The organism is Streptomyces sp. NPDC111507, from assembly GCF_055638955.1.
In genome coordinates, this window is sequence record NZ_JBVKBU010000004.1 from 212,367 (window position 1) to 232,355 (window position 19,989).

Genomic DNA, 19,989 nt, shown 5'->3' on the forward strand with positions numbered 1-19,989 from the left:
TGGGCAGAACTATCCCTCGGAGACGGGCCGAATCAGGCATCACGCCGAAAGGCGGGTGCACCAGAAAAAGGGGCAGAGGTCCAGGAGAGTTCGAACTTCAGCGATCACCACCGGAAGCCCGCTCTGACAGCCGCAGATATCATCCTGGCACGGGAAGCGGGCGAGCGCGATGTGTCAGCCCCCGAGGACGGAATGCGCATGTGCTCAGGCACTCCTACGCGTCCATACTGCTGGACACCGGCGAGGGAATCCCGGCCCTGAGTTCCCACCTCGGTCACGCCGACCCGGGGTTCACTCTCCGGACCTACACGCACCTCATGCCGAGCAACGAGGGATTTCCCGGAAGGCGGTCGACAGCCTCCGTCCGGCGTCGCCCCCTCAAGATCACGACGCGGAGACGGCCCAAGCCGCCCCGCGTCGTTGCCGTTGGTGGTCGTCGGTCGGTCAGCCCGCCGGGTGGACGGTGTAGTCGCCGAGGAGGTCGGCGTAGACGTCGACAGCGGTGGAGCCCGCGTTGTACAGGTCGATCTCGCCGTCGGTGCCGACCTTGACCAGCGCGCGGTCGGCCACGGTGTGTCCGGCGGTGAAGTCGACCGAGTGCACGCCGGGGCGGGAGGTTCCGTCGGCGTAGGCGATGAGATAGCCGGTGCCGGACGGCGAGGGCACGGTGAGGTTGAGGTCCACGGCGCTCACCCCGCTCGCAGGGACCCCGTGCGCACCAGCGACCTTGAGCTTCAGCGTGGCGTGGGCACCGAGCTTGGCGGTTCTGCCGCTTCCGGTGCCGGTGCGGGTGTTCAGGATCCGTGCCGGGCCGACCGGCTGGAACTCCGCACCGCTCACGGTCGGGCCGTACCAGCCGACGAGGTCCGCGGCGAGGTTCGCCGACGCCCTGCTGGTGTTGCGCAGGACGACCTTGCCGTCCACCAGCGGGAGCACGATCTGGTCGGAGGCGGTCTGCCCGGTCGTCCAGAACGGGCCCGTCACGCTGGAGTCGGAGGTGCCGTGGGTGGAGACGGTGAGGCTGCCGGAGGCCTTGGTGGTGGTCGCCGCGACGTTGAGCACCACCGCGTTCGCCCCGGTCGGGACGCCGTGGGTGCCGGCGACTGTCAGTGTCACCGCGCGGCCGCCCGCGACCGGGCCGGCGGCGGCGCCGGTGCCACTTCGGGTGTCGAGCAGACGGACCGGCGTAGCCGGGTGGTAGGTCCGGGCGAACTGGGCGTGCGATTGGAGGCCGACCGTGCCGACCTCGACGGTCACCGGGCCGGAGCTGCCGTTGTAGACGTCGACCGAGCCGGTCGGAGTGACCTTGACGGTCGCCTCGTTGGTGGTCGTCCGGCCGGGCTCGAAGTTGATGCTGGAGGTGCCCGGCCGGGTGGTGCCGTCGGTGTAGAGGGTCAGGGAGCCGCCCGCCCTGGCCTCCCTGGCGACGATCTGCAGTTGGGCCGCGTCCACGCCGTCGGAGTCGGCCCCCATGGTGGCAGCCGAGAGCTTCAGGACCCCGTGGGCCGCGATGGTCTTCTCCGTGTCGAACTGCGGGGTCATGGGGACGAAGGCGTCCGCGGCGTGGAAGGTCGTTCTGGCGGTGGTGACCCGGCCGAGCCGGTCCGTCTGCGTCAGCGTGGCGGTGTACGTGCCGGGGGCGGGGTACTGGTGCTCCGCCTGGAGGCCGGCGGGCAGGTTCTCCAGGTTGCCGTCACCGAATGTCAGGGTCTGGTAGGCGACCTCCCACGCGTCCGCCGGTGCCGCAAGGGTGAACCGCGCGTATCCCGCGTTGACCTGCCCGTCCACGGTGTCGGCGGCGGCGGACAGCGACGCGGCGGGCGGGGTGGCCGTACCCGCCACGCCCTCGCCGTACCACCCGGTCCGGGTCGATCCGTCGGCGTCAGTCACCGTGATCCTCGCGGAGTATCTACCCGGCGTGGTGTAGCTGTGTGTGATCGGGTCGCCCGGGGTGCCGGTGCCCGGGGCGGTGCCGTCCCCGAAGTCGAACGAGTACGTGAGTGGTTCGCCCCACGAACTGGTGGCGCCGTCGGTCTTCCACGAGGTGACGAACGGCGCGACGCCGGTCGTCGGCGACGGGTAGCCGCCGTTCGGAACGTTGATGATGTCGTGCCGCTCGAAGGCGCCCCGGTCGAGGTACGTCGTCGTGCCGGTGCCGGTGTCGGCGACGATCCGGTCGTCCACGCGCGGGACACCGTCGATGTCGGTGGTGAGCTCGCCGGGCGCGTCGGCGTCGGCCGAGTCGATGAGTGGGGAGTGTTCGGACGGTACCGCCAGAAACTGCGCGTTGAGCCCGTCGATGTCGTGCGCACCCTGCCCGGTCCCGTCCCGCAGTGCCGCGGTGGTGGCGTAGGGGGTGCCGGCCCACGCGTACTCGGGGCGGGGGCGGGCGGAGCCGCCCGCACCGTTCGCCGCCACGTTGTAGTCGCCGGTGACCCGACCCGCCGACTCGGCCGACACCGCGTACAGCGGAGCGGTGGGCGCCTGGCACGTAGCGCTCTGCCTCGCCGCCGTGGAGGCGACCACGTTGTTCTCCACCGTCCCGGAGATCTGGCCGTCCAGCGAGATTCCGGTGGCGCAGGGCGCGATGACGGTGTTGCTCGTCACGTTCGCGCCGGTCGTCCCCGTCATTACGATGCCGCCCAGCCCCGGGGTGGTCACCACGTTGGTCGTCGCGGTGACCCGCGCCGCTCCCGGCTCCACCCGCACGCCGTAGGCGTATCCGTCGCCGATCCGATTCCGCGACACGGTCACGTCCGAGGACGCGCCGTCCACGGTGACCGCGGTCCCCGCGCTGGGGGCCCGCACTGCGGGGCGGGGGAACGACAGCCGGTCGAGGCCGACGCCTTGGGAGCCCGTCACCGCCACCCCGTCCCCGCCGCGGTACCAGAACGCCAGGTGTTCGACCCGTACGTCGTGCACCGCTTTGAGCGTCAGCGCCGGCGCGGATCCGGTGGACGCGAGCTCCGCCTCCGAACCGCCCACGGCGAGGGGCGCCCCGGTGAACGTGATCGGGGCGTCCTTGGTGCCCGACCTGGTCAAGGTCACCGACCCCGAGTACGACAGATGGTCCGGCGACTCGATCCGGACCGTCTGCCCCGGCTCCACCACGTCCGCCGCCGCCTGCACCGTGCAGAAGGGCGCGCTCTGGGTGCCCGCGCCCGTGTCGCTGCACGTCACGTCGTGGTTCACGTACAACGTCCCGGCCGAACCCGCGTCCGCCGTCGCCCTGCCGGTACCCCAGCCACTCATCACCCCCGCCACGATGAGCACGGCCACGGACACCCCGACAGCGGGGCGAGGTCTATGCATGAGGTCTCCACGAAGCGTTCGCGGTGAGGGCAGTGAGGGTGGTCACGCTGGTGAAACTGGTGAGGCCGGTGAAACTGGTGAAGCTGCGTCATCGTGTCAGGCTCACGCCCAAGAAACGGCCATGATCCACCCTCGCCTTGCCCAAGACCGGTCTGTCCAGGGCGCGTTGGGGCGAGCCGTTCATCCCGGTCGATGACCGGCGTTCACGGATGCGGCTGGACATCCGGGTTTAACGATTCGGAGAACCTCCACCCCACTCGCCACTCGTCCCGCATACAGTGCCCTGCAGACCGGCTTTTCTGAACGCGTTCAGAAGTTCGGGGGAGGGGTCCACGGGGAGGGTTTCGCGCGATGCGCAAGGGGGCAAAGGCCGCCGTCATCGGCAGTGTGTTCGCCGTGATGGTGGGGGGTGCCGGATACGGCGCCTTCAATGTGATGTCGGCGCTCAGCGGGAGCGAGGGCGGGGGCTCGGGGAACGGCGGACCCGCGGCCGTGAAGACGGGACCGCCGAGCAGCGCGGAGGTCAAGGAGACCTCGACGAAGTTCTTCGCCGCCTGGGAGCAGGGGGACGCCGCCAAGGCCGCCGCGTACACCAACTTCGCCCAGAAGGCGCAGGAGTTGCTGGCCGGCTACCGCGACGACGCACACCTCACCGGTGTGAAGATCACCCCGGGGGCGGCGACGGGAGTCACCGTGCCGTTCTCCGTCAAGGCGACGGTGTCGTTCGAAGGGAAGTCCAAGCCCTTCGCGTACGACTCCCGGCTGACCGTCGTACGCGGCGAGACCACCGGGAAGGCGCTGGTCGACTGGAAGCCGTCCGTCGTGCATCCCGAGTTGCAGGAGGGGGACACGCTGGTCACGGGCGATTCGGCGAGCCCGCCCATCGAGGCCGTGGACCGGAACAACGTTGTCCTGACGAAGGAGAAGTACCCCTCGCTGGGACCGATCCTGGACGCGCTGCGCGAGAAGTACGGCGACACGGCGGGCGGTACGGCCGGAGTCGAGCTGGCGATCCATCACGCGACCGAGGGCGCGGGGGACACCGCCCTGGTGACCCTCGCCAAGGGCAAGGCCGGCAAGCTGCGCACCACCCTCAGCGCGAGCGTGCAGGCCGCGGCGGAGAAGGCGGTCGCCCGGTACGCCGAGTCCTCCGTGGTCGCCGTGCAGCCGAGCAGCGGTGAGGTGCTGGCGGTCGCCAACCACCGTGCGGACGGCTTCAACGCGGCCTTCCAGGGCACCCTTGCCCCCGGCTCCACGATGAAGATCATCACCGCGGCGATGCTCATCGACAACGGCGTGACCACCATGAACGGCCCGGCGCCCTGCCCGGAGACCGCGACCTGGCAGAGCCAGACCTTCCACAACCTCACCAACCTCGCGCCGAACGAGAAGGCGAGCCTCGCCAACAGCTTCATGCGGTCCTGCAACACGGCCTTCGTGAAACTGATCGACGAGAAGCCGCTCACGGACGAGTCCCTGACGACCGAGGCACAGACGCGCTTCGGCCTCGGCCAGAACAACTGGAAGACCGGCATCCCCTCCTTCGACGGCAGCGTCCCCGCCTCCGGCGGCCCGGACCGCGCCGCGAACGCGATCGGCCAGGGCCAGGTCCAGATGAGCCCGCTGAACATGGCGTCGGTCACAGCGACGGTGCTGACGGGCACCTTCCGGCAGCCGGTCATCGTCTCGCCCAAGCTCGACGACCGGGTACTGGCGACGGCGAAGGGCCTGCCCAGCAGTACGTCGGCGCAGCTGCGCGCGATGATGAACCTCACCGCGACCAGCGGCACCGCCGCCCAGGTGATGGCGGGGCTCGGCGGCACCATCGGCGCCAAGACGGGTTCGGCCGAGGTCGACGCCCAGTCCAGGTCGAACAGCTGGTTCACCGGCTATCGGAACGACATCGCGGCAGCCGCGATGACCCAGGGAGGCGGTCACGGGGTGGACGCGGCCGGTCCGATCGTCGCAGCTGTGCTACGAACGGGCGGCTGAAGTCACCCTTGACAGGGCGGGACCCTAGGGTAGGGGTTCTCGTTGAGGAGCATGAGGGTGCCGGGGGACTTGGGGAACAGGCGGAGGATCGAAAACTGTGGGGAACAGAAGGCGCGTCGCCGAGCGACGAAAGACGAAGCCCGCCGTGGTCGGCGGGCTGATCGCGGTGGTCGTCGGCGGCGGGGCGTTCGGCGCCTACAGCCTGTACGGCGGCGGGGCGTCGGCCGAGGACCGCACGTCGGAGACCGCCGCCCACAAGGCCGTGAAGACCGGTCCGCCGTCGGCGGCCGAGGTCACGGCGCTGTCCACGCGGTTCCTGACCGCCTGGCAGAGCGGTGACGTCGCGAAGGCGGCCGCGGCCACCGACGACTCGGCGGCCGCGACGACCTTGCTGACCGGCTACGGCAAGGACGCCCACATCACCGGCGTCAAGCTGACTCCGGGCACGGCGTCCGGGTCCTCCGTCCCCTTCTCCGTCAAGGCCACCGTCACGTACAAGGGCAAGAGCAAGCCCCTGGCGTACGACTCGAAACTGACCGTCGTGCGGCGCGCCAAGGACGGTGTGGCGCTGGTCGGCTGGAAGGCGTCGGTCGTGCACCCCGACCTCCAGGACGGCGACCGCCTGGTCACCGGTCCTGCGGGCACTCCCCCGGTCACCGCTCTCGACCGGGACGGCGGCGAGATCACCACGGCCAAGTACCCCTCGCTGGGCACGGTGCTGGACGGGCTGCGCGAGAAGTACGGAAAGATCGCCGGCGGCAAGGCGGGCATCGAACTGCGTGTGGTCCGCAAGGCCGCCACCAAGGGCACCCAGAAGACCCCCGACAAGACCCTGGTGACCCTCAGCGAGGGCACCCCGGGGACCGTGAAGACCACGCTCAGCCCGACCCTCCAGGCCGACGCCGAGCAGCAGGTCGCCAAGAAGGACCGGGCGTCCGTGGTCCTGATGCGCCCCTCGACGGGCGAGATCCTCGCGGTCGCCAACACCAGCCACGGCTTCAACACGGCCTTCCAGGGCTCGCTGGCCCCCGGCTCCACCATGAAGGTCATCACGTCGTCGCTGCTCATCGACAAGGGGCTCGCCTCGGCCGACAAGCAGCACCCGTGCCCGAAGTACGTGACGTACGGCGGCTGGAAGTTCCAGAACGACGACAAGTTCGAGATCAAGGGCGGCACGTTCAAGGCGAGCTTCGCGCGCTCCTGCAACACCGCTTTCATCAGCCAGGCCAAGAAGCTGTCGAACTCTGACCTGACGAACCAGGCGCAGCAGTACTTCGGCCTGTCCATGAACAACTGGGCCATCGGCGTCCCGTCCTTCGACGGCTCGGTCCCGGTCCAGTCGGCGGCCCAGATGGCGGCCTCGCTGATCGGCCAGGGCGGGGTCCGCATGAACCCGCTGAACATGGCCTCGGTCGCCTCCACGGTCAAGACGGGCGCCTTCCACCAGCCGTACCTGGTGTCTCCGACGGTCGACAACCGCAAGCTGGCGACGGCCTCCCGCACCCTCTCCGCCACCACCCTCGCCCAGCTCCGCGAACTCATGCAGTACACGGCGGCGTACGGCACCGCCGCCGAGGCGATGTCCGGCCTCGGCCCCGACTACGGCGCGAAGACCGGCTCCGCGGAGGTCGACGGCCAGAAGAAGCCCAACGGCTGGTTCACCGCGTGGAAGGGCGACCTCGCCGCGGCGGGCGTCGTCCAACAGGGCGGCCACGGCGGCGACACGGCGGGCCCGATCGTGGCGGCGCTCCTGAAGGCGGGGAGCTAGCCGGGCGGGGAACCAGGACCTGTGCGGGCGGGGGGCGGGGGGCCCTGCGTCATGCGGCTCGGGAGGGACTTGAGAGCGACTCGGGAGCCATGTCAGTGGGGGCCTCTACGCTCCGCGCATGACGTTCTCCCTTCCCGCGGGACTGCCCGCGGGATTGCCCGCAGGCCGTGCCGTCCCCGACGGCTCCCCCGTCATGTGGCGCTCCGACACGCCTCCGTCGGACCCCCTGGCCTGGTGGACACGTTGCCAGCGGCAGCAGGGCGAGACCGGTCTGCTGCCGATCCTCTGTTACGGGGACGACGACCGGCCGCGCTCGCTCGACCTCGCCGAGATAGCCGCCGTCGACCTCGAAGCCGAGCTGGAGCAGAGCTGGCGCGCGTACCGGCGTGACCAACTCGCCCGGCTCGCCGCTCCGTCCGAACCGCTCGAACTGCCCGAGGACATCGCGCCGTTCGTGGAGCCGTGGGAGGACGACCCCGGCGCGCCCTTCGACCACTGGCCCGGGCTGGCCCCCGCCACCCTCGCCTCCTGCGGCGTCGACCCGGACGAGGCCGCCCGCTCGGCCTTCGCCCACCTCATGGCCGACGACCCGTACAACGCGACGGACGCCCGTCTCGGCCTCGTCGCCGCCGCACGCAGCGCCGACATCCCCGCCGTCGTCGGCTGGCGTGCGGAGGCGCCACTGCCCCTGCTCTGCGCTCTCCTGCGCAGTTGGGAGGACCGCTTCGGCGCCCGTGTCCTCACCGTCGTCGGAGCGACGCTGTACGTCTCCGTCGCGAGCCCGCCGCGCGACGAACAGCAGGCCGCCCACATCGCGCTCGAACACCTCCTGACCACCGCCGACAACATCGTCAACGACCCCCCGACCCCCTTCCCCCGTTACGCCGCCTCCCTGGTCGATGCCCCGCTGTGGCGCTTCTGGTGGGACTAGGACCGGTACGAGACCCGGCACGCGGCGCGCCGGAACCCGCTCGCGTGCCTCCTACACCGACCGATAGCGTGCCGCCCATGACGACCGACGCCGCCGAAGAGTCCGGAGCCCACCCCCGTTTCGCCGAGGCCCTGGCGGACCTGGGTCTCGCCGATCTGCTGCTGCGCATCCGCCGCTTCCCGGACGCGACCCGTACCGCCGAGGAGGCCGCCGCCGCGATCGGGTGCGAGCTGAGCCAGATCTGCAAGTCGCTGATCTTCGCCGCGGACGGCGTGCCGGTGCTGGTGCTGATGGACGGGGCGTCGCGCGTGGACGTGGAGCTCGTGCGGCGGGAACTCGGGGCCGAGAAGGTGACGCGGGCCAGGGTCGAGCTCGTACGGGAGACGACCGGGTACGCGATCGGCGGGGTGCCGCCCTTCGGCCACCGTACGAGGACGCGGGTGCTCGCGGACCGTTCGCTGCTCGGCCACGACGTGGTGTGGGCCGCGGCCGGCACCCCGTACACCGTGTTCCCCATGGACCCCAAGACGCTGGTCGCGCATGCGGGCGGCACGCTGGTGGACGTGCGCGAGCAGCACCCGTGACGCCGCTGGTCACCGCGGCGGTGCTGATCGGGCTGGTGCCGATGCCGTTCGTGGCGGTGCCGGCGGCCGTGTTCGCGCACGAGGTGGCGAACGCGTGGGCGGCGCCCCAACTGGGCCGCCATCGACGCGGCGTTGGCCACCGGTGTGTCGATCGCCGCGTACACCGTCGTGGATGTACTCGGCGTACGCCGCCTACCGCCTGTGCTCCCAGCTCGTCCCCGTCCTGCGGCCCTTCGCCGCCCTGCGCGAGTCCTCAGTCAAGGCGTGCTCGTGCAGTAATGAATTCCCTGGTCAGGGGGCTGGAGAAGTAATTCCGTGCGCCCCGGCCTCGTTCCGCGCCATGAGAGCGCGATGGGGATCTACCGTCTCTTTGACGTCAGTTGCCAACGTTCTCAACCCAGCGTGAGCCATCGGATGCCCAAGCGGTTGACGTCCCCTGCTTCCTCCCTGGTGATCGGCTCGCGCCCCGTCGCCTTGCGCAGGAAGCGGAGCTGACCCCAGCCCAGCTTCTCCAGTGCCGCTGCCCCCTCCGGCCCGAGCAGAAGATCCTGCACCAAATCTGCTGCCTGGGAAGTCAGCCACGGCTCGCGCCCCAGGGCGTCGGCCAGGTCCAGGCCGTGCACGGCGACCTCAACCACGCGCGTCAGCAGGAACTCCGACAGGAGCATCGGATCGCCGTGCCGGGTGCGCACCACACGCCCTTCGGGCTCGGCCCGGCACAGTCGGTCCACCTGTCGCCAAGTGGCGTTGAAGTCCTCGGCAAGCACGGCACCGCTGAGCTGCTCGGCCGCATGATCCTGGGCCAGAGCGATCCGAGCCGCGTCGGTGTCCGGAGCGAAACGGTCGTCGGGCCGGTAGTACTCCACCGCCGAGACCTCGGCACGGTTCGGCGCCGGCGCGGCCAGCATGCCCGGCAGCCAGGCAATCACCACCCGGACATGCGCCAGCAACTCGCTCACCGTCCACGGTGCGCACCGCGTCGGCAGACGCCACTCGGCCCCCGAGACCCCCGTCATCGTCCGCGCGAGCTGCCCCGCCTCAAGACGAAACGCTTCACCTACCCGCCCCTGCTCCATGCCGATCAAGCTACCCAACCAGAACTGGCACAGCAGTTGATCCCAAACGCGCTCTGTGCGCTGGGTCCGGTCGAGGTCGTATCCAGTGCTGCGACCGGACAGGTGTACCGGTCGCCGACCAGATCGCTCCACAGGTTGCCGGGTACTCTCCTCCCGTCGTTGGCTGAGGGGAGTTGCCGAGTGGCTCGGTTACGTGGACCTGTTCTGCGCACGCGGAGGCTGGTGATGGAGCCGATTCGCCGCGAGGACAGCGACGATCTGTTCGAGGCTGTGGTCAGTCAGGACAGCGTCATGCGGTGGCTGGCGACCGGCCGGGCGGACAGCCGGTCGGCGGCCGAGGCCATGTGCGACGATCACGTCGCTCACTGGGCGAGGCACGGCTACGGCGACTTTGCGGTCAGGGACGCGGCGACCCATGCCTTCCTCGGGCGGGTGGGACTGCGCAACCGGGCCTGGTACGGGACCGACCTCGGCTTCGCCGTGCATCCACGGGCACAGGGCCGCGGCATCGCAGGAGAGGCAGGCCGTGCCTGCTTGGACCTGGCGTTTCGTCGACTCGCGCTCCCGGTCGTCTTCGCGTTCGTCCTGCCCGGCAACACGGCCTCGATCGCGGCGCTGCGCCGCCTGGGTGCTCAGGAGGCCGGGACCGTCCAGTCCAGCGGCCTGCACTGTCTGCGGTACCGGTTTGACCCCACAGCCGGCCCGGCCGCGTCGGGGCACGCGGTGGACGACGGTGATGACGGTGTTGGAGGCCTCCGACTGCGCTATGCGCCCGGCCCCGGCGACCGGGAGGACAACGTCGCACTCCGCGACGGTCTGCCCGACCCCTTCGGAGTCGACGGACTCGGTCTGATCCGGGCGGACAAGGAACACACGCTCACGGCCGTCTGTGACGGCCGGCTGGTGGCTTCTACGGGGTGGCTGCTGCGGGAGATGGCATTCGATGGGGCACCGCGCCGTGTCGCCGGGCTGGGCAGCGTGCTGGTGCACCCTGCTCATCGGGACCGGGGCATCGCCAAGACCATGATCAGCGTCGCGGTCGAACACGCACGGGCGGCCGGGGCCGAAACGGTGATGCTGCTGTGCCGCCCGGAGCTGGTCCCGCTCTCCACGCGGTTCGGATGGCGCCAGATGTCTGCGCCGGTCACCTTCCGGCAGCCTGTCGGCACCCGGCTCTGCCCGCTGGCCGCCGTGACGTACGACCTGGCCGAGCTGCCCCGGCCCACCGTCGGCGTGGACCTACGGGGCCTGCCGTTTTGACGTGCTGGGCAGGGGTTCACCGATGAGATCAGGCTGACCCGGCATGAGGGCGTCCGCTGGGGTGGGAGATCACTCAAAGCCGCGTGATGCAGCCTGCCCATGATGTCCTCAACGCGTCTGCCGCTGCTCGGGGGCAAGGAATCCCCGGACGATGGCATTGAATGCATGCGGCGCCGTCATGGGCACCAGGTGCCCGGCGTGCGGAACCACGGACAGGCGGGCTCCCGGATGGCCGCCGCCGTCCGTCGGGCATCCGGCAGGCCGGCGCGATCCCGCTTCCCGCACAGCACAAGCGTGGGCGCGGCGATCTGCCGAAGTACACCGGAGAGATCGCTCGTTTCCAGAGCGTCCAGTATGTCGATCCACCCGACGCGATCGGGAAGGTCGGAGATGACGCGCACCAGCCAGCCGGGGCGATGCCGTGCGATCCGAAGCCGCCGCGATGACGTCCTGCCTGGTGCGATCTCAGGCCCACCGGACAGAACCAACCGGGCAACGAGGTCCGGGGTTTCAGCTGCAACCCGTGCCGCCACGATCGCTCCAAGAGAGTGGCCGCACAGGTGCACCGGCCGTAGCTGCCGGGCGACCTCGGTGGCGGATTCGACTGCCGCCGCCAGGCTGAACGGGCCCGGCCTACCGTCAAACCCCGGCAGGTCAGGAGCAACGACGTGAAAGCTGTCGGACAACGCTCCCAGCTGACGTCGCCACATCCGCGCGCCTCGGCCGGCACCGTGCACCAAGACCAGCGCCGGACGATCAATCTCGTCGCCGGCCTCCAGAACTTGCCTTCTCGTGATCACAAGATGGCAGCCTGACGGGTGCCAGACCAGCCCCGGCCCCAGCCCCAGCCCCAGCCCGGCAAACCTATCCGGTCAGAGCGTCAGCGCAGGCGTGACCTTGGCGCTGTTCAGTCACGCCGGACGGCGAACAGGCGCGCCGCCACAGCCAGCACCAGCCCGGCCGCGATGAGGTACAGGCCAAGACGTTCTTCGGGCACTGCCGGTGACCACACCCGCCAGGCTGACGAGGTGTAGGCATCGGCTGCCAGGAAGGATCCGTAGGAGGATGACGAGAGACTGGGGGGCGTACTGGTCTGGCTGCGCACCCACAGCAGGGTGCCGATGGCCCCGCAGGTCGCGGATATCGCATACAGGACCGTGGCGCGGCGCCGGACCGGTCTGTTCACGGCTTCTCCCTCGGCTTTGTCATCGTGATGCGTGGATTCTCGCTGGCCTTACCGGTCGCGTCCGCGCCGGGGCATCGTGTCGAATACCCGTGAGTACAGCAGCTCTTCTGCGCCATGCCCGCACGCTCGACCACGCTCGGTCGGAACATCAACATCCGGCCCACGCTGAATCTTTGAATCTTTGGTCTTCCGCCCCTTCGATCTGCTGGGCTTGATCCCATGGACACCGCCGCCGCCGACCGTCCGTCGGCGACCTACGACCGCATCGGTATCGGATACAGCGAAATCCGACGCCCTGACCCCCGCCTGCATGCTCTCATCGGCCAAGCGCTGAAAGGTGCCCGCACGGTTGTCAATGTCGGCGCCGGCACTGGCTCCTACGAGCCGGAAGGCGTCAGCGTGACCGCGGTCGATCCTTCTGAGGTCATGCTCGGCCAACATCTCGGGACGAACAAGGTGAAGGCCGCGGCCGAAGCCCTGCCGTTCGCGGACGGTTCCTTCGACACGGCCATGGCCGTCATGACTGTCCACCACTGGCCCGACCTGCACCGTGGACTCGGCGAACTGCGTCGCGTCGCCGACAGGCAGGTCGTCTTCACCTGGGATCCCACGCACCGGACGGAATTGTGGCTACTGGAGGAGTACCTGCCGGAGATCCGTGAGCTGGACCATGCCCGCTTCACCCCTGTGACCGAGGTCGCCGACGCGCTCGACGCGCACACTGTGACGCCCTTTTCCATCCCGCACGACTTCACCGACGGCTTCCAGTGCGCGTACTGGCGCCGACCGGAGTGCTACCTCGACCCAATCATCCGCCAGGCCAGCTCCACCTTCGCCCAGCTACCGCCCTCCGTCGTAGAGCCGGCGATCGCCCGGCTCCGCTCCGACCTCGACTCCGGCACCTGGCACCGCCGCCACGCCGACCTGCTGGGCCAGCAGAGCATGGACTACGGATACCGCCTGCTCATCGCAGGCAGGTAGTCCTGCCGGCTGGCGAAAGCTGTTCAGCGACTCTGCTCAGTCAAGCCTTGCTGATGCGGCAATAACTTCGCCGTGCGCACCACACGCCCTTCGGGCGCGGGCCGGCACAGTCAGTCCACCTGTCGCCAAATGGCGTTGAGTCGTCGGCGAGTGCGGCAACGTTGAACTGTTCGGCCGCATGATCTCGGGCCGGAGCGATCCGAGCCGCGTTGATGTCCGGAGCGAAACGGTCGTCGGGCCAGTAGTCCTCCGCTGCCGAGACCCCGGTCAACGTGAGGTGCCCCGGTGACGGGACGCCACGTCGAGCAGTGGCTCGGGCGGTCGAGCGCCAGGCGGCCAAGTTCCCCCCACGGACAGGGCTGAAAAGCGCTACGCGTCTCGCGCGGCTCCTCGGCCCTGCGCTGAAGGATCCCTAGAAGATGATTGATTCCAAGGGGCTCAGCGGCGGCCTCGCCGGTCCTCGTAGTTGACGAAGTAGCTCACAACAACGAGCAAGCCGAAAATCCCCAGGGCGAAGGTACCGAGGATCGTCCAGATCCCCTTCCCGTCCAACGCGGAGCGCACCCCACCGCCGAGCCCGCCAACGGACATGCAGAAGCCGAAGACGAGCATCTGTGAACTTTGGGGTCTCAGCCAGTGCCGCAGGTCCGGGCGGCGGCGCCCGCGCGTGGGCGGGCCTGCGGAGTGCGTCATTGCTACCTCACCTTTCCCGGTTCTGCCGGGGCGTCCACATGGGTGTCGCTTGGCCCCTTGGGCGTCTCGGGCGTGCAGTAGAAGCCGATCCCCGTCGCGACCACGGCGACCGGCACGCCGAATATCTTCTCCCCGAACTTGCCGATCGTGTTGATGAACGTGGGGCGATGGTGCCTGTATCGCGCCGTCGACATCTCCGTGCAGTGCCGCCTGGCCGCCGTCCGTCCAGCAGCGGTTGTACTCCTCCGAGCCCGTCCGGGCCTGCTGCGCCTGCCAGGCGTCGGTGCTCGCGCTTTTTGAGAGAGCCGTAGTACGTGCTGCCGAACTCATGCTTGTCCCTGGCGAGTTGCCACAGGCACCAGGACCAGGTCGAGTCCGCTTCCGTTGCCCGGGCGATGATCGCATCGATACGCCGCTGCAGGGCGTCGCCGTGCGAGCGGCTCCGCCCCCCAGGACAGCCATACAAAAGACCAGCGTCTGTCGGCCGGCCTGCATCGGCCGGCCTGCAAGAGTGCTCGGACGGCCGTCTTGAGCATGTGGCTGAAGCCATCCTCGGCAGCGAGCCGCTTCCCGCTCGGGAAAGCGATCAACTCCAGGGCGTGCTGTGGCGCGGATACCACGGGCCGTGGCCCGGCGCCACGGTCCCTACCGGCGGTGCAGCGCTCGAGGGGTCAGTGGGCCCGGTCGCCGTGCCCGGCGCCTGCGCGAGTCCGGTGGCCCACAGCTGGTCGACACGCGAGCGCTCGGTGGTGTCCGGGTAGCGGTTGGTGCAGGACGGGCCGGGGCTGCCGCCCGACATCAGCTCACTGCACGGCCCGCTGTAGTCGTCCGGCAGGCCCAGCACGTGCCCGGTCTCGTGGGTGACGACGCGGACCGAGTCGTACTGCTGGTTCTGGGAGTAGTCGAGGAAGACGTAGCCGCTTCCGTGACCGTTGGTGGAGGCGTAGGACCCGCGCGCGTCGTTGCCCTCCCGGTAGGAGAAGTCGGCACCGCTCGACGCCTCCTGGAGCTTGACGTTGGACTCGGAACTGTTCCAGATCGAGGCCGCGCTCGATATCTGCGAACGGAAGCTCGGTGCCTGGGAGGCGTTGTAGTAGATGGTCACCGCCTGCGCGTTCGGCTGGGCGGCGCGCTTCTGGGCGACGGACTTGAGCACGGCCTCGAAGAACGCCTTGTTGTTCGCGGCCTCCTCACCCGACCCGTCGTACCGCGCCACGGAGGTACCGGCGGCAGCGGACGGGGGAGCGGCCGTCTGGGCGCTCGCCGGCACCGCCGCGCCCAGCGCGCTGGAGGCCAGACCCAGGCCGAGAGGGAGGGCGAGGAGTCTCGCGGACGTTCGGGACGACTTCATGTGGGGGGCTCCTACTCACTCGGTGACGCCGAGCACCCGGTGCGCGGTCGGCTCTGCGTGAACACCGGTTCCGAACTGCGGCGACGTCCTGTGGGTCGACATTCTTAGAACGGCTCGACAGGGAGCGCAAAGGGTCCCGCCACTACGTCGCCTCGTAGGTCCCGGGACCTCGCCGGGGCAGTGCCCACGGGTCTCCGGTCCGCACATGGCCGCAGGAGGAAAACTGTCGCGGCGTCAGAAGCCTTACCTCACACGGCAACAGGCGTGCGGGCCGACCACGCGGAATCCCGGGACACGCGGCGGGATCCACATCCGGGCCAAGACGGACATATCCTCAGATGTCCGCCATGCCTCGTCTACTAAGCGTGCAGGTTGATTGGTGGGGCGCTGTGACCGACGTCATAGAACGTCACGGAACATGGGCTTCCGCTTCTTTCGCGCCCCACCGGCCCCGGGGCACCCGCCCCCAGGAGTCACCCTCGGCATGGGCGGCATCCCTCACCGCCGAGCCGCCGCCGCTCAGTCCTGATCAGGAGGGAGCCCGGGCCCGCCGTGCAGCCCGGCGAGCGGCATGGGGGAGAAATCGATGGGTTCCTCGCCCGCCTCCAGCAGGGTGTCCGCCACACCTGGCGGCTTCGGGACCAATGCGGGCCGGGCTGTCGTCAGCCACGCGAACGAGGTGCGTGCCCGGCCGTAGAGCGCCGGCCGCACTCCGGCCCCTTCCGCCGGCACCCGCACCACCCAGTCGTCTTCCATCTCCTTGCGCGGGACGTATCCCCGGGCCCCATCCAGAACGCGGCCGCACGCGGCACATCCGAGACACCCAGCACAACGGAACCGACTCTCAGCACGCGCCGACGCTGACGGACAGCAGCGAGCCGAGGCCCCCTACCAGGCACTCCTTCATCCGCTTGAGGGCGACGGCGCATGGCGTGGAGCTCGGCGGTCGTGAAGTCGTCATCGGTGAGCCACGGTTGTTTCAGCTCCTCCAGCTTCGCCCGGTCCTTTTCGTCCGCGAGAACATCGGCCTCGCCGCGGGCCCGCCCGGGGTGACGGCGGTCTTGGCCAACTTTGATCGGGACATGACAAGACGCTGCACAGACTCATGCCGCGCACGGCACGCGAGCCGATGCCGCACACGGAGTGATGCCGCACGCGGAGTAGAAGGGTCGTCAGTGAGCCACCGGAGTCACCGCTGTGTACGTGCGGCGCAGGAAGCGGATCAGGACCTTCGAGTCGAACTGCACCACGGACACGCCTTGCGCGGAGTGGAACTCCACGACCGCCTGCACCCGGCCGCACGGCCACACGCGTACGTCGCCGGACTCGACCGGACCACGCAGGCCCCGTTCGAGGAGTTCCCGGGGGAAGGCCCACTCGTGGGGGCCGGGCAGCGTCATGTGAACCTGGCGGGGATCAGCGTCGGGGTCGTAGCTGAGGGCCACCGGGACGACCTGGTGTTCATCCTCGGCGGAGTCTGCCGTGTCGGTGACGATGTGGGCTCGTGCGTACTGTTCGACGGCAGACATGAACCGACTCCTTGCGCTGCGTTACCTGCGTGGAATATATGAATCCGTCACCTCTCCAATGTCGCACATTTCGGAGATTTCGCCCACGGACTCCCTTATCCATCGCGTTCCCTGATCGGCCCTCGTCATGCATCACCGCCTCGCCGCTATTCATGGGAGCCTCGCTCTTGCAAGTCATTCGCAACAAGGCACTATCATCGAACGGTGCATGTCCCTGACGGATTCATCAACGCCCCGGTCTCCGCGGTCACCGGAGTGGTCGCCGCCGGCGCCATCGCCGTGAGCCTGCGGGGCGCCCGCCGCGAACTCGACGAGAAGACCGCGCCGCTCGCCGGCCTGGTCGCCGCCTTCATCTTCGCCGTACAGATGCTGAACTTCCCGGTCGCCGCCGGGACCAGCGGACATCTGCTCGGCGGCGCGCTCGCGGCGATACTCGTCGGCCCCTTCACCGGGGTCCTCTGCGTCTCCGTGGTCCTGCTGATGCAGGGCATCCTCTTCGCCGACGGCGGCCTGACCGCACTCGGCGTGAACATCACCGACATGGCGATCGTCACGACGGTCGTCTCGTACGCCGTCTTCCGGGGCCTGGTGAAGGTCCTGCCGCGCAAGAAGCGCTCCATCACCGTGGCGGCCTTCGTCTCCGCGCTCCTCTCCGTCCCGGCCGCCGCCGTCGCCTTCACCCTCATCTACGCCCTCGGCGGCACCACCGACGTCCCGATCACCAAGGTCGCCACCGCGATGATCGGCGTGCACGTCCTCATCGGCATCGGCGAGGCCACCATCACCGCTCTCACGGTCGGCGCGGTCATCGCCGTACGACCTGACCTCGTGTACGGGGCCCGCGGTCTGCAGCAGCGGCTGAAGCTGCGCGTCGGCGGCGAACTGGTCGACGCACCCGCGCCCGCCGCCGTCCCCGTGGCCGCCCATACCTCCCGCCGCAAGGTGTGGGCGGTCGGCCTCGTCACCTCCCTCGTCCTCGCGGGCTTCGTCAGCTTCTACGCCTCCGCGAGCCCCGACGGCCTGGAGAAGGTCGCCAAGGACCAGGGCATCGACCAGAACACCAAGAAGCACCACACCGAGGACTCCCCGCTCGCCGGGTACGGCGTCAAGGACATCTCCGACGCCCGGATCTCCGGCGGCCTCGCGGGCGTGATCGGCGTCGGCGTCACCGTCGTCGCGGGCACGGGGATCTTCTGGGCGGTGCGCAGGCGCCGCACCGCCGACGTCTCCCCCTCGCAGGTGGCCTGAGGTGGGCGCGGGTCACGCCCACCGGCTCTACCGGCACGGGCACTCCCCCGTGCACGCCCTGCCTCCGCACACCAAACTCGCCGCGACGTTCGCCTTCGTCGTCGTGGTCGTCTCCACCCCGCGCGAGGCGATGTGGGCCTTCGCGCTGTACGCCGCGCTGCTGGCGACGGTGGCGTACCAGGCCCGGGTGCCGGCCGCCTTCCTGCTCAAGCGGCTGCTGATCGAGATCCCGTTCGTCGCCTTCGCCGTGCTCATGCCGTTCGTGGCGCAGGGCGAGCGGGTGGACGTCCTCGGGCTGTCGCTCAGTGTGAACGGCCTGTGGGGCGCCTGGAACGTCCTGGCCAAGGGCACCCTGGGCGTCGCCGCCTCCGTGCTCCTCGCCTCGACGACCGAACTGCGCGAACTGCTGCTGGGGCTCCAGCGACTGAAGCTGCCCCCGCTCCTCGTGCAGATCGCCTCCTTCATGATCCGCTACGGCGATGTCATCACGGACGAGATGCGGCGGATGCGGATCGCGCGGGAGTCGCGGGGCTTCGAGGCCCGGGGTGTACGGCACTGGGGCGTCCTCGCGAAGTCGGCGGGCGCGCTGTTCATCCGCTCCTACGAACGCGGTGAGCGTGTCCACCTCGCCATGGTGAGCCGCGGATACGCCGGTTCGATGCCGGTCATCGACGAGGTGACCGCGTCCCGGGCGCAGTGGTCGTACGCCCTCGCCCTCCCGTTCGCCGCCCTTGTCGTCTGCCTGCTGGGATGGACCCTGTGACCCCCTCTCTCGAAGTGGCCGGACTGGCCTTCGCCTACCCCGACGGCCACCAGGCCCTCTTCGGCGTCGACTTCCGCATCGGGCGTGGCGAGCGTGTCGCGCTGCTCGGTCCGAACGGTGCCGGCAAGACCACGCTCGTCCTCCATCTCAACGGCATCCTGACCGGCGGCGCCGGAACCGTGACGGTGGCCGGACTCCCGGTCGGCAAAAGGCACATGGCGGAGATCCGGCGCAAGGTCGGCATCGTCTTCCAGGACCCGGACGACCAGTTGTTCATGCCGACCGTGCGCGAGGACGTGGCCTTCGGGCCCGCTGCGGCCGGGCTGAAGGGCGCCGAGCTGGAGGACCGCGTCCGTACGGCCCTGGAGCGGGTCGGCATGGCGGACTTCGCCGACCGTCCCCCGCACCATCTGTCGTTCGGGCAGCGCCGCCGGGTGGCCGTCGCGACCGTCCTCGCGATGGAGCCGGAGATCCTCGTCCTCGACGAGCCGTCCTCCAACCTGGACCCGGCCTCACGCCGCGAACTCGCCGACATCCTGCGGTCGTTGGACGTGACCGTCCTCATGGTCACGCACGACCTGCCGTACGCCCTCGAACTGTGCCCCCGGGCGCTGATCCTGAGCGACGGCGCGATCGCGGCGGACGGGAAGACCGGCGAACTGCTCTCCGACGACGAGCTGATGCGCACCCACCGGCTGGAGCTGCCCTTCGGTTTCGATCCGCGCTCGACAGCTGTGCGTACTCCGTGACAATGGGCGCGTGACGAAACAAGGGGACCAAGAGGACTTCGGATCGGCCGGGTCGCTGTTCCTCGACGACCAGTTGTGCTTCGCGCTCTACGCGGCCCAGCGCGCGGTGACCGCCGCGTACCGCCCGCTGCTGGAGGAACTGGGCCTCACCTACCCGCAGTACCTCGTCCTGCTGTTCCTCTGGGAGCGCGGCGAGACCACGGTCAAGGAGCTGGCGGGCGCGCTGCGGCTGGACTACGGCACGATGTCGCCGCTGCTCAAGCGCCTGGAGTCGGCCGGTCTGGTCCGCCGTGAACGCTCGCCGCGCGACGAGCGGTCGGTACTGGTGGCGGTCACCGGGCGCGGTGAGGCGCTGCGGGAGCGTGCGGCGGGCGTACCGCGAGCGCTGCTGGCGTCGACCGGCCTCGCCGGGGACGAGGTGGCCAGGCTGCGGCACGAGCTGTGGGGGCTGGCCGAGCGCGCGGAGGGTGCGGCGGGACGCGGACGCTGACCTGCCCGGGCGGGGGTTACCGACGGTTTCTACCCCCTGGTAGGCGCATCTTCCGTACCGGCCGGTACCTTGTGCA

19 protein-coding genes and 1 pseudogene are annotated in these 19,989 nt (G+C 69.8%); 11 read left to right on the plus strand and 9 right to left on the minus strand.

The window, feature by feature from the left end; translation table 11 throughout:
• Positions 1-444 precede the first annotated feature (444 nt).
• On the minus strand, positions 445-3,312 hold the full coding sequence (locus tag ACZ7M2_RS18615) for a PKD domain-containing protein (RefSeq protein WP_471596171.1): 2,868 nt from the start codon (positions 3,310-3,312) through the stop codon (positions 445-447).
• Positions 3,313-3,663: 351 nt separating this feature from the next.
• Here ACZ7M2_RS18615 and ACZ7M2_RS18620 point away from each other — a divergent pair, with 351 nt between their 5' ends.
• The 5 genes and pseudogenes from ACZ7M2_RS18620 to ACZ7M2_RS18640 all read left to right on the plus strand — a co-directional run.
• Complete coding sequence (locus ACZ7M2_RS18620) at positions 3,664-5,304, plus strand: penicillin-binding transpeptidase domain-containing protein (protein ID WP_471596172.1); 1,641 nt, start codon at positions 3,664-3,666, stop codon at positions 5,302-5,304.
• Positions 5,305-5,401: 97 nt separating this feature from the next.
• A complete protein-coding gene (locus tag ACZ7M2_RS18625) occupies positions 5,402-7,072 on the plus strand; it encodes a penicillin-binding transpeptidase domain-containing protein (protein WP_403688965.1) in 1,671 nt (556 codons plus the stop codon).
• 118 nt (positions 7,073-7,190) lie between these two features.
• The gene (locus tag ACZ7M2_RS18630) at positions 7,191-8,003 is read left to right on the plus strand and encodes a DUF4253 domain-containing protein (RefSeq protein WP_471596173.1); all 813 of its coding nucleotides are present in this window, start codon (positions 7,191-7,193) and stop codon (positions 8,001-8,003) included.
• 77 nt (positions 8,004-8,080) lie between these two features.
• A complete protein-coding gene (locus tag ACZ7M2_RS18635; RefSeq protein WP_471596174.1) occupies positions 8,081-8,587 on the plus strand; it encodes a YbaK/EbsC family protein in 507 nt (168 codons plus the stop codon).
• Positions 8,588-8,671: 84 nt separating this feature from the next.
• Positions 8,672-8,776: pseudogene (locus tag ACZ7M2_RS18640) on the plus strand (EamA family transporter); the annotation flags it as partial.
• A 203-nt stretch (positions 8,777-8,979) separates the two neighbouring features.
• On the opposite strand, the gene ACZ7M2_RS18645 reads toward ACZ7M2_RS18640, so the two are convergent.
• Positions 8,980-9,663 (minus strand): maleylpyruvate isomerase N-terminal domain-containing protein, encoded by a 684-nt coding sequence (locus ACZ7M2_RS18645; protein ID WP_471596522.1) that lies wholly within the window; start codon positions 9,661-9,663, stop codon positions 8,980-8,982.
• Between the two features lie 225 nt (positions 9,664-9,888).
• On the opposite strand from ACZ7M2_RS18645, the gene ACZ7M2_RS18650 reads away from it, so the two are divergent.
• Positions 9,889-10,923 carry a GNAT family N-acetyltransferase gene (locus ACZ7M2_RS18650; protein WP_471596175.1) on the plus strand — a complete coding sequence of 345 codons (1,035 nt, stop codon included), beginning with the start codon at positions 9,889-9,891 and terminating at the stop codon, positions 10,921-10,923.
• A gap of 176 nt (positions 10,924-11,099) precedes the next feature.
• On the opposite strand, the gene ACZ7M2_RS18655 is transcribed toward ACZ7M2_RS18650, so the two are convergent.
• Positions 11,100-11,723 carry an alpha/beta fold hydrolase gene (locus tag ACZ7M2_RS18655; RefSeq protein WP_471596176.1) on the minus strand — a complete coding sequence of 208 codons (624 nt, stop codon included), beginning with the start codon at positions 11,721-11,723 and terminating at the stop codon, positions 11,100-11,102.
• A 107-nt stretch (positions 11,724-11,830) separates the two neighbouring features.
• Entirely contained in the window at positions 11,831-12,109 is a 279-nt protein-coding gene (locus ACZ7M2_RS18660) for a hypothetical protein (RefSeq protein WP_471596177.1), read from the minus strand.
• A gap of 219 nt (positions 12,110-12,328) precedes the next feature.
• Here ACZ7M2_RS18660 and ACZ7M2_RS18665 point away from each other — a divergent pair, with 219 nt between their 5' ends.
• Positions 12,329-13,090, plus strand: a complete 762-nt coding sequence (locus tag ACZ7M2_RS18665; RefSeq protein ID WP_471596178.1) for a class I SAM-dependent methyltransferase — start codon at positions 12,329-12,331, stop codon at positions 13,088-13,090.
• Positions 13,091-13,528: 438 nt separating this feature from the next.
• On the opposite strand, the gene ACZ7M2_RS18670 is transcribed toward ACZ7M2_RS18665, so the two are convergent.
• The 5 genes from ACZ7M2_RS18670 to ACZ7M2_RS18690 all read right to left on the minus strand — a co-directional run bounded on the left by ACZ7M2_RS18670 (position 13,529) and on the right by ACZ7M2_RS18690 (position 16,663).
• Positions 13,529-13,783, minus strand: coding sequence for a hypothetical protein (locus ACZ7M2_RS18670; protein WP_471596179.1), 255 nt, complete (start codon positions 13,781-13,783; stop codon positions 13,529-13,531).
• A 2-nt stretch (positions 13,784-13,785) separates the two neighbouring features.
• Positions 13,786-13,977: a hypothetical protein gene (locus ACZ7M2_RS18675; RefSeq protein WP_471596180.1), complete on the minus strand. Its 192-nt coding sequence runs from the start codon at positions 13,975-13,977 to the stop codon at positions 13,786-13,788.
• A 392-nt stretch (positions 13,978-14,369) separates the two neighbouring features.
• Positions 14,370-15,134, minus strand: a complete 765-nt coding sequence (gene snpA / locus ACZ7M2_RS18680) for a snapalysin (RefSeq protein ID WP_471596181.1) — start codon at positions 15,132-15,134, stop codon at positions 14,370-14,372.
• A 519-nt stretch (positions 15,135-15,653) separates the two neighbouring features.
• Positions 15,654-15,890, minus strand: coding sequence for a hypothetical protein (locus ACZ7M2_RS18685; protein ID WP_471596182.1), 237 nt, complete (start codon positions 15,888-15,890; stop codon positions 15,654-15,656).
• Between the two features lie 416 nt (positions 15,891-16,306).
• Entirely contained in the window at positions 16,307-16,663 is a 357-nt protein-coding gene (locus ACZ7M2_RS18690) for an SsgA family sporulation/cell division regulator (RefSeq protein ID WP_319749004.1), read from the minus strand.
• Positions 16,664-16,867: 204 nt separating this feature from the next.
• Between ACZ7M2_RS18690 and ACZ7M2_RS18695 the strand changes: the two genes are divergently transcribed.
• The 4 genes from ACZ7M2_RS18695 to ACZ7M2_RS18710 are packed head-to-tail and all read left to right on the plus strand — an operon-like array spanning position 16,868 to position 19,913.
• The gene (locus ACZ7M2_RS18695; RefSeq protein ID WP_471596183.1) at positions 16,868-17,911 is read left to right on the plus strand and encodes an energy-coupling factor ABC transporter permease; all 1,044 of its coding nucleotides are present in this window, start codon (positions 16,868-16,870) and stop codon (positions 17,909-17,911) included.
• A gap of 1 nt (position 17,912) precedes the next feature.
• Positions 17,913-18,674: a cobalt ECF transporter T component CbiQ gene (gene cbiQ, locus ACZ7M2_RS18700; RefSeq protein ID WP_168509128.1), complete on the plus strand. Its 762-nt coding sequence runs from the start codon at positions 17,913-17,915 to the stop codon at positions 18,672-18,674.
• Positions 18,662-19,423 (plus strand): energy-coupling factor ABC transporter ATP-binding protein, encoded by a 762-nt coding sequence (locus ACZ7M2_RS18705; protein WP_471596184.1) that lies wholly within the window; start codon positions 18,662-18,664, stop codon positions 19,421-19,423. The genes cbiQ and ACZ7M2_RS18705 overlap by 13 nt, the downstream gene beginning before the upstream one ends.
• Positions 19,424-19,433: 10 nt before the next feature.
• Complete coding sequence (locus ACZ7M2_RS18710; RefSeq protein WP_471596185.1) at positions 19,434-19,913, plus strand: MarR family winged helix-turn-helix transcriptional regulator; 480 nt, start codon at positions 19,434-19,436, stop codon at positions 19,911-19,913.
• Positions 19,914-19,989 lie beyond the last annotated feature (76 nt).

Coding starts and splice junctions, on each gene's coding strand:
- ACZ7M2_RS18685 (WP_471596182.1), bottom strand. CDS start 15,890: ATGGAAGACGACTGGGTGGTGCGGGTGCCGGCGGAAGGGGCCGGAGTG.
- ACZ7M2_RS18615 (WP_471596171.1), bottom strand. CDS start 3,312: ATGCATAGACCTCGCCCCGCTGTCGGGGTGTCCGTGGCCGTGCTCATC.
- ACZ7M2_RS18650 (WP_471596175.1), top strand. CDS start 9,889: ATGGAGCCGATTCGCCGCGAGGACAGCGACGATCTGTTCGAGGCTGTG.
- ACZ7M2_RS18690 (WP_319749004.1), bottom strand. CDS start 16,663: ATGTCTGCCGTCGAACAGTACGCACGAGCCCACATCGTCACCGACACG.
- ACZ7M2_RS18675 (WP_471596180.1), bottom strand. CDS start 13,977: ATGTCGACGGCGCGATACAGGCACCATCGCCCCACGTTCATCAACACG.
- ACZ7M2_RS18635 (WP_471596174.1), top strand. CDS start 8,081: ATGACGACCGACGCCGCCGAAGAGTCCGGAGCCCACCCCCGTTTCGCC.
- ACZ7M2_RS18620 (WP_471596172.1), top strand. CDS start 3,664: ATGCGCAAGGGGGCAAAGGCCGCCGTCATCGGCAGTGTGTTCGCCGTG.
- ACZ7M2_RS18645 (WP_471596522.1), bottom strand. CDS start 9,663: ATGGAGCAGGGGCGGGTAGGTGAAGCGTTTCGTCTTGAGGCGGGGCAG.
- ACZ7M2_RS18705 (WP_471596184.1), top strand. CDS start 18,662: ATGGACCCTGTGACCCCCTCTCTCGAAGTGGCCGGACTGGCCTTCGCC.
- ACZ7M2_RS18665 (WP_471596178.1), top strand. CDS start 12,329: ATGGACACCGCCGCCGCCGACCGTCCGTCGGCGACCTACGACCGCATC.
- snpA (WP_471596181.1), bottom strand. CDS start 15,134: ATGAAGTCGTCCCGAACGTCCGCGAGACTCCTCGCCCTCCCTCTCGGC.
- ACZ7M2_RS18630 (WP_471596173.1), top strand. CDS start 7,191: ATGACGTTCTCCCTTCCCGCGGGACTGCCCGCGGGATTGCCCGCAGGC.
- ACZ7M2_RS18670 (WP_471596179.1), bottom strand. CDS start 13,783: ATGACGCACTCCGCAGGCCCGCCCACGCGCGGGCGCCGCCGCCCGGAC.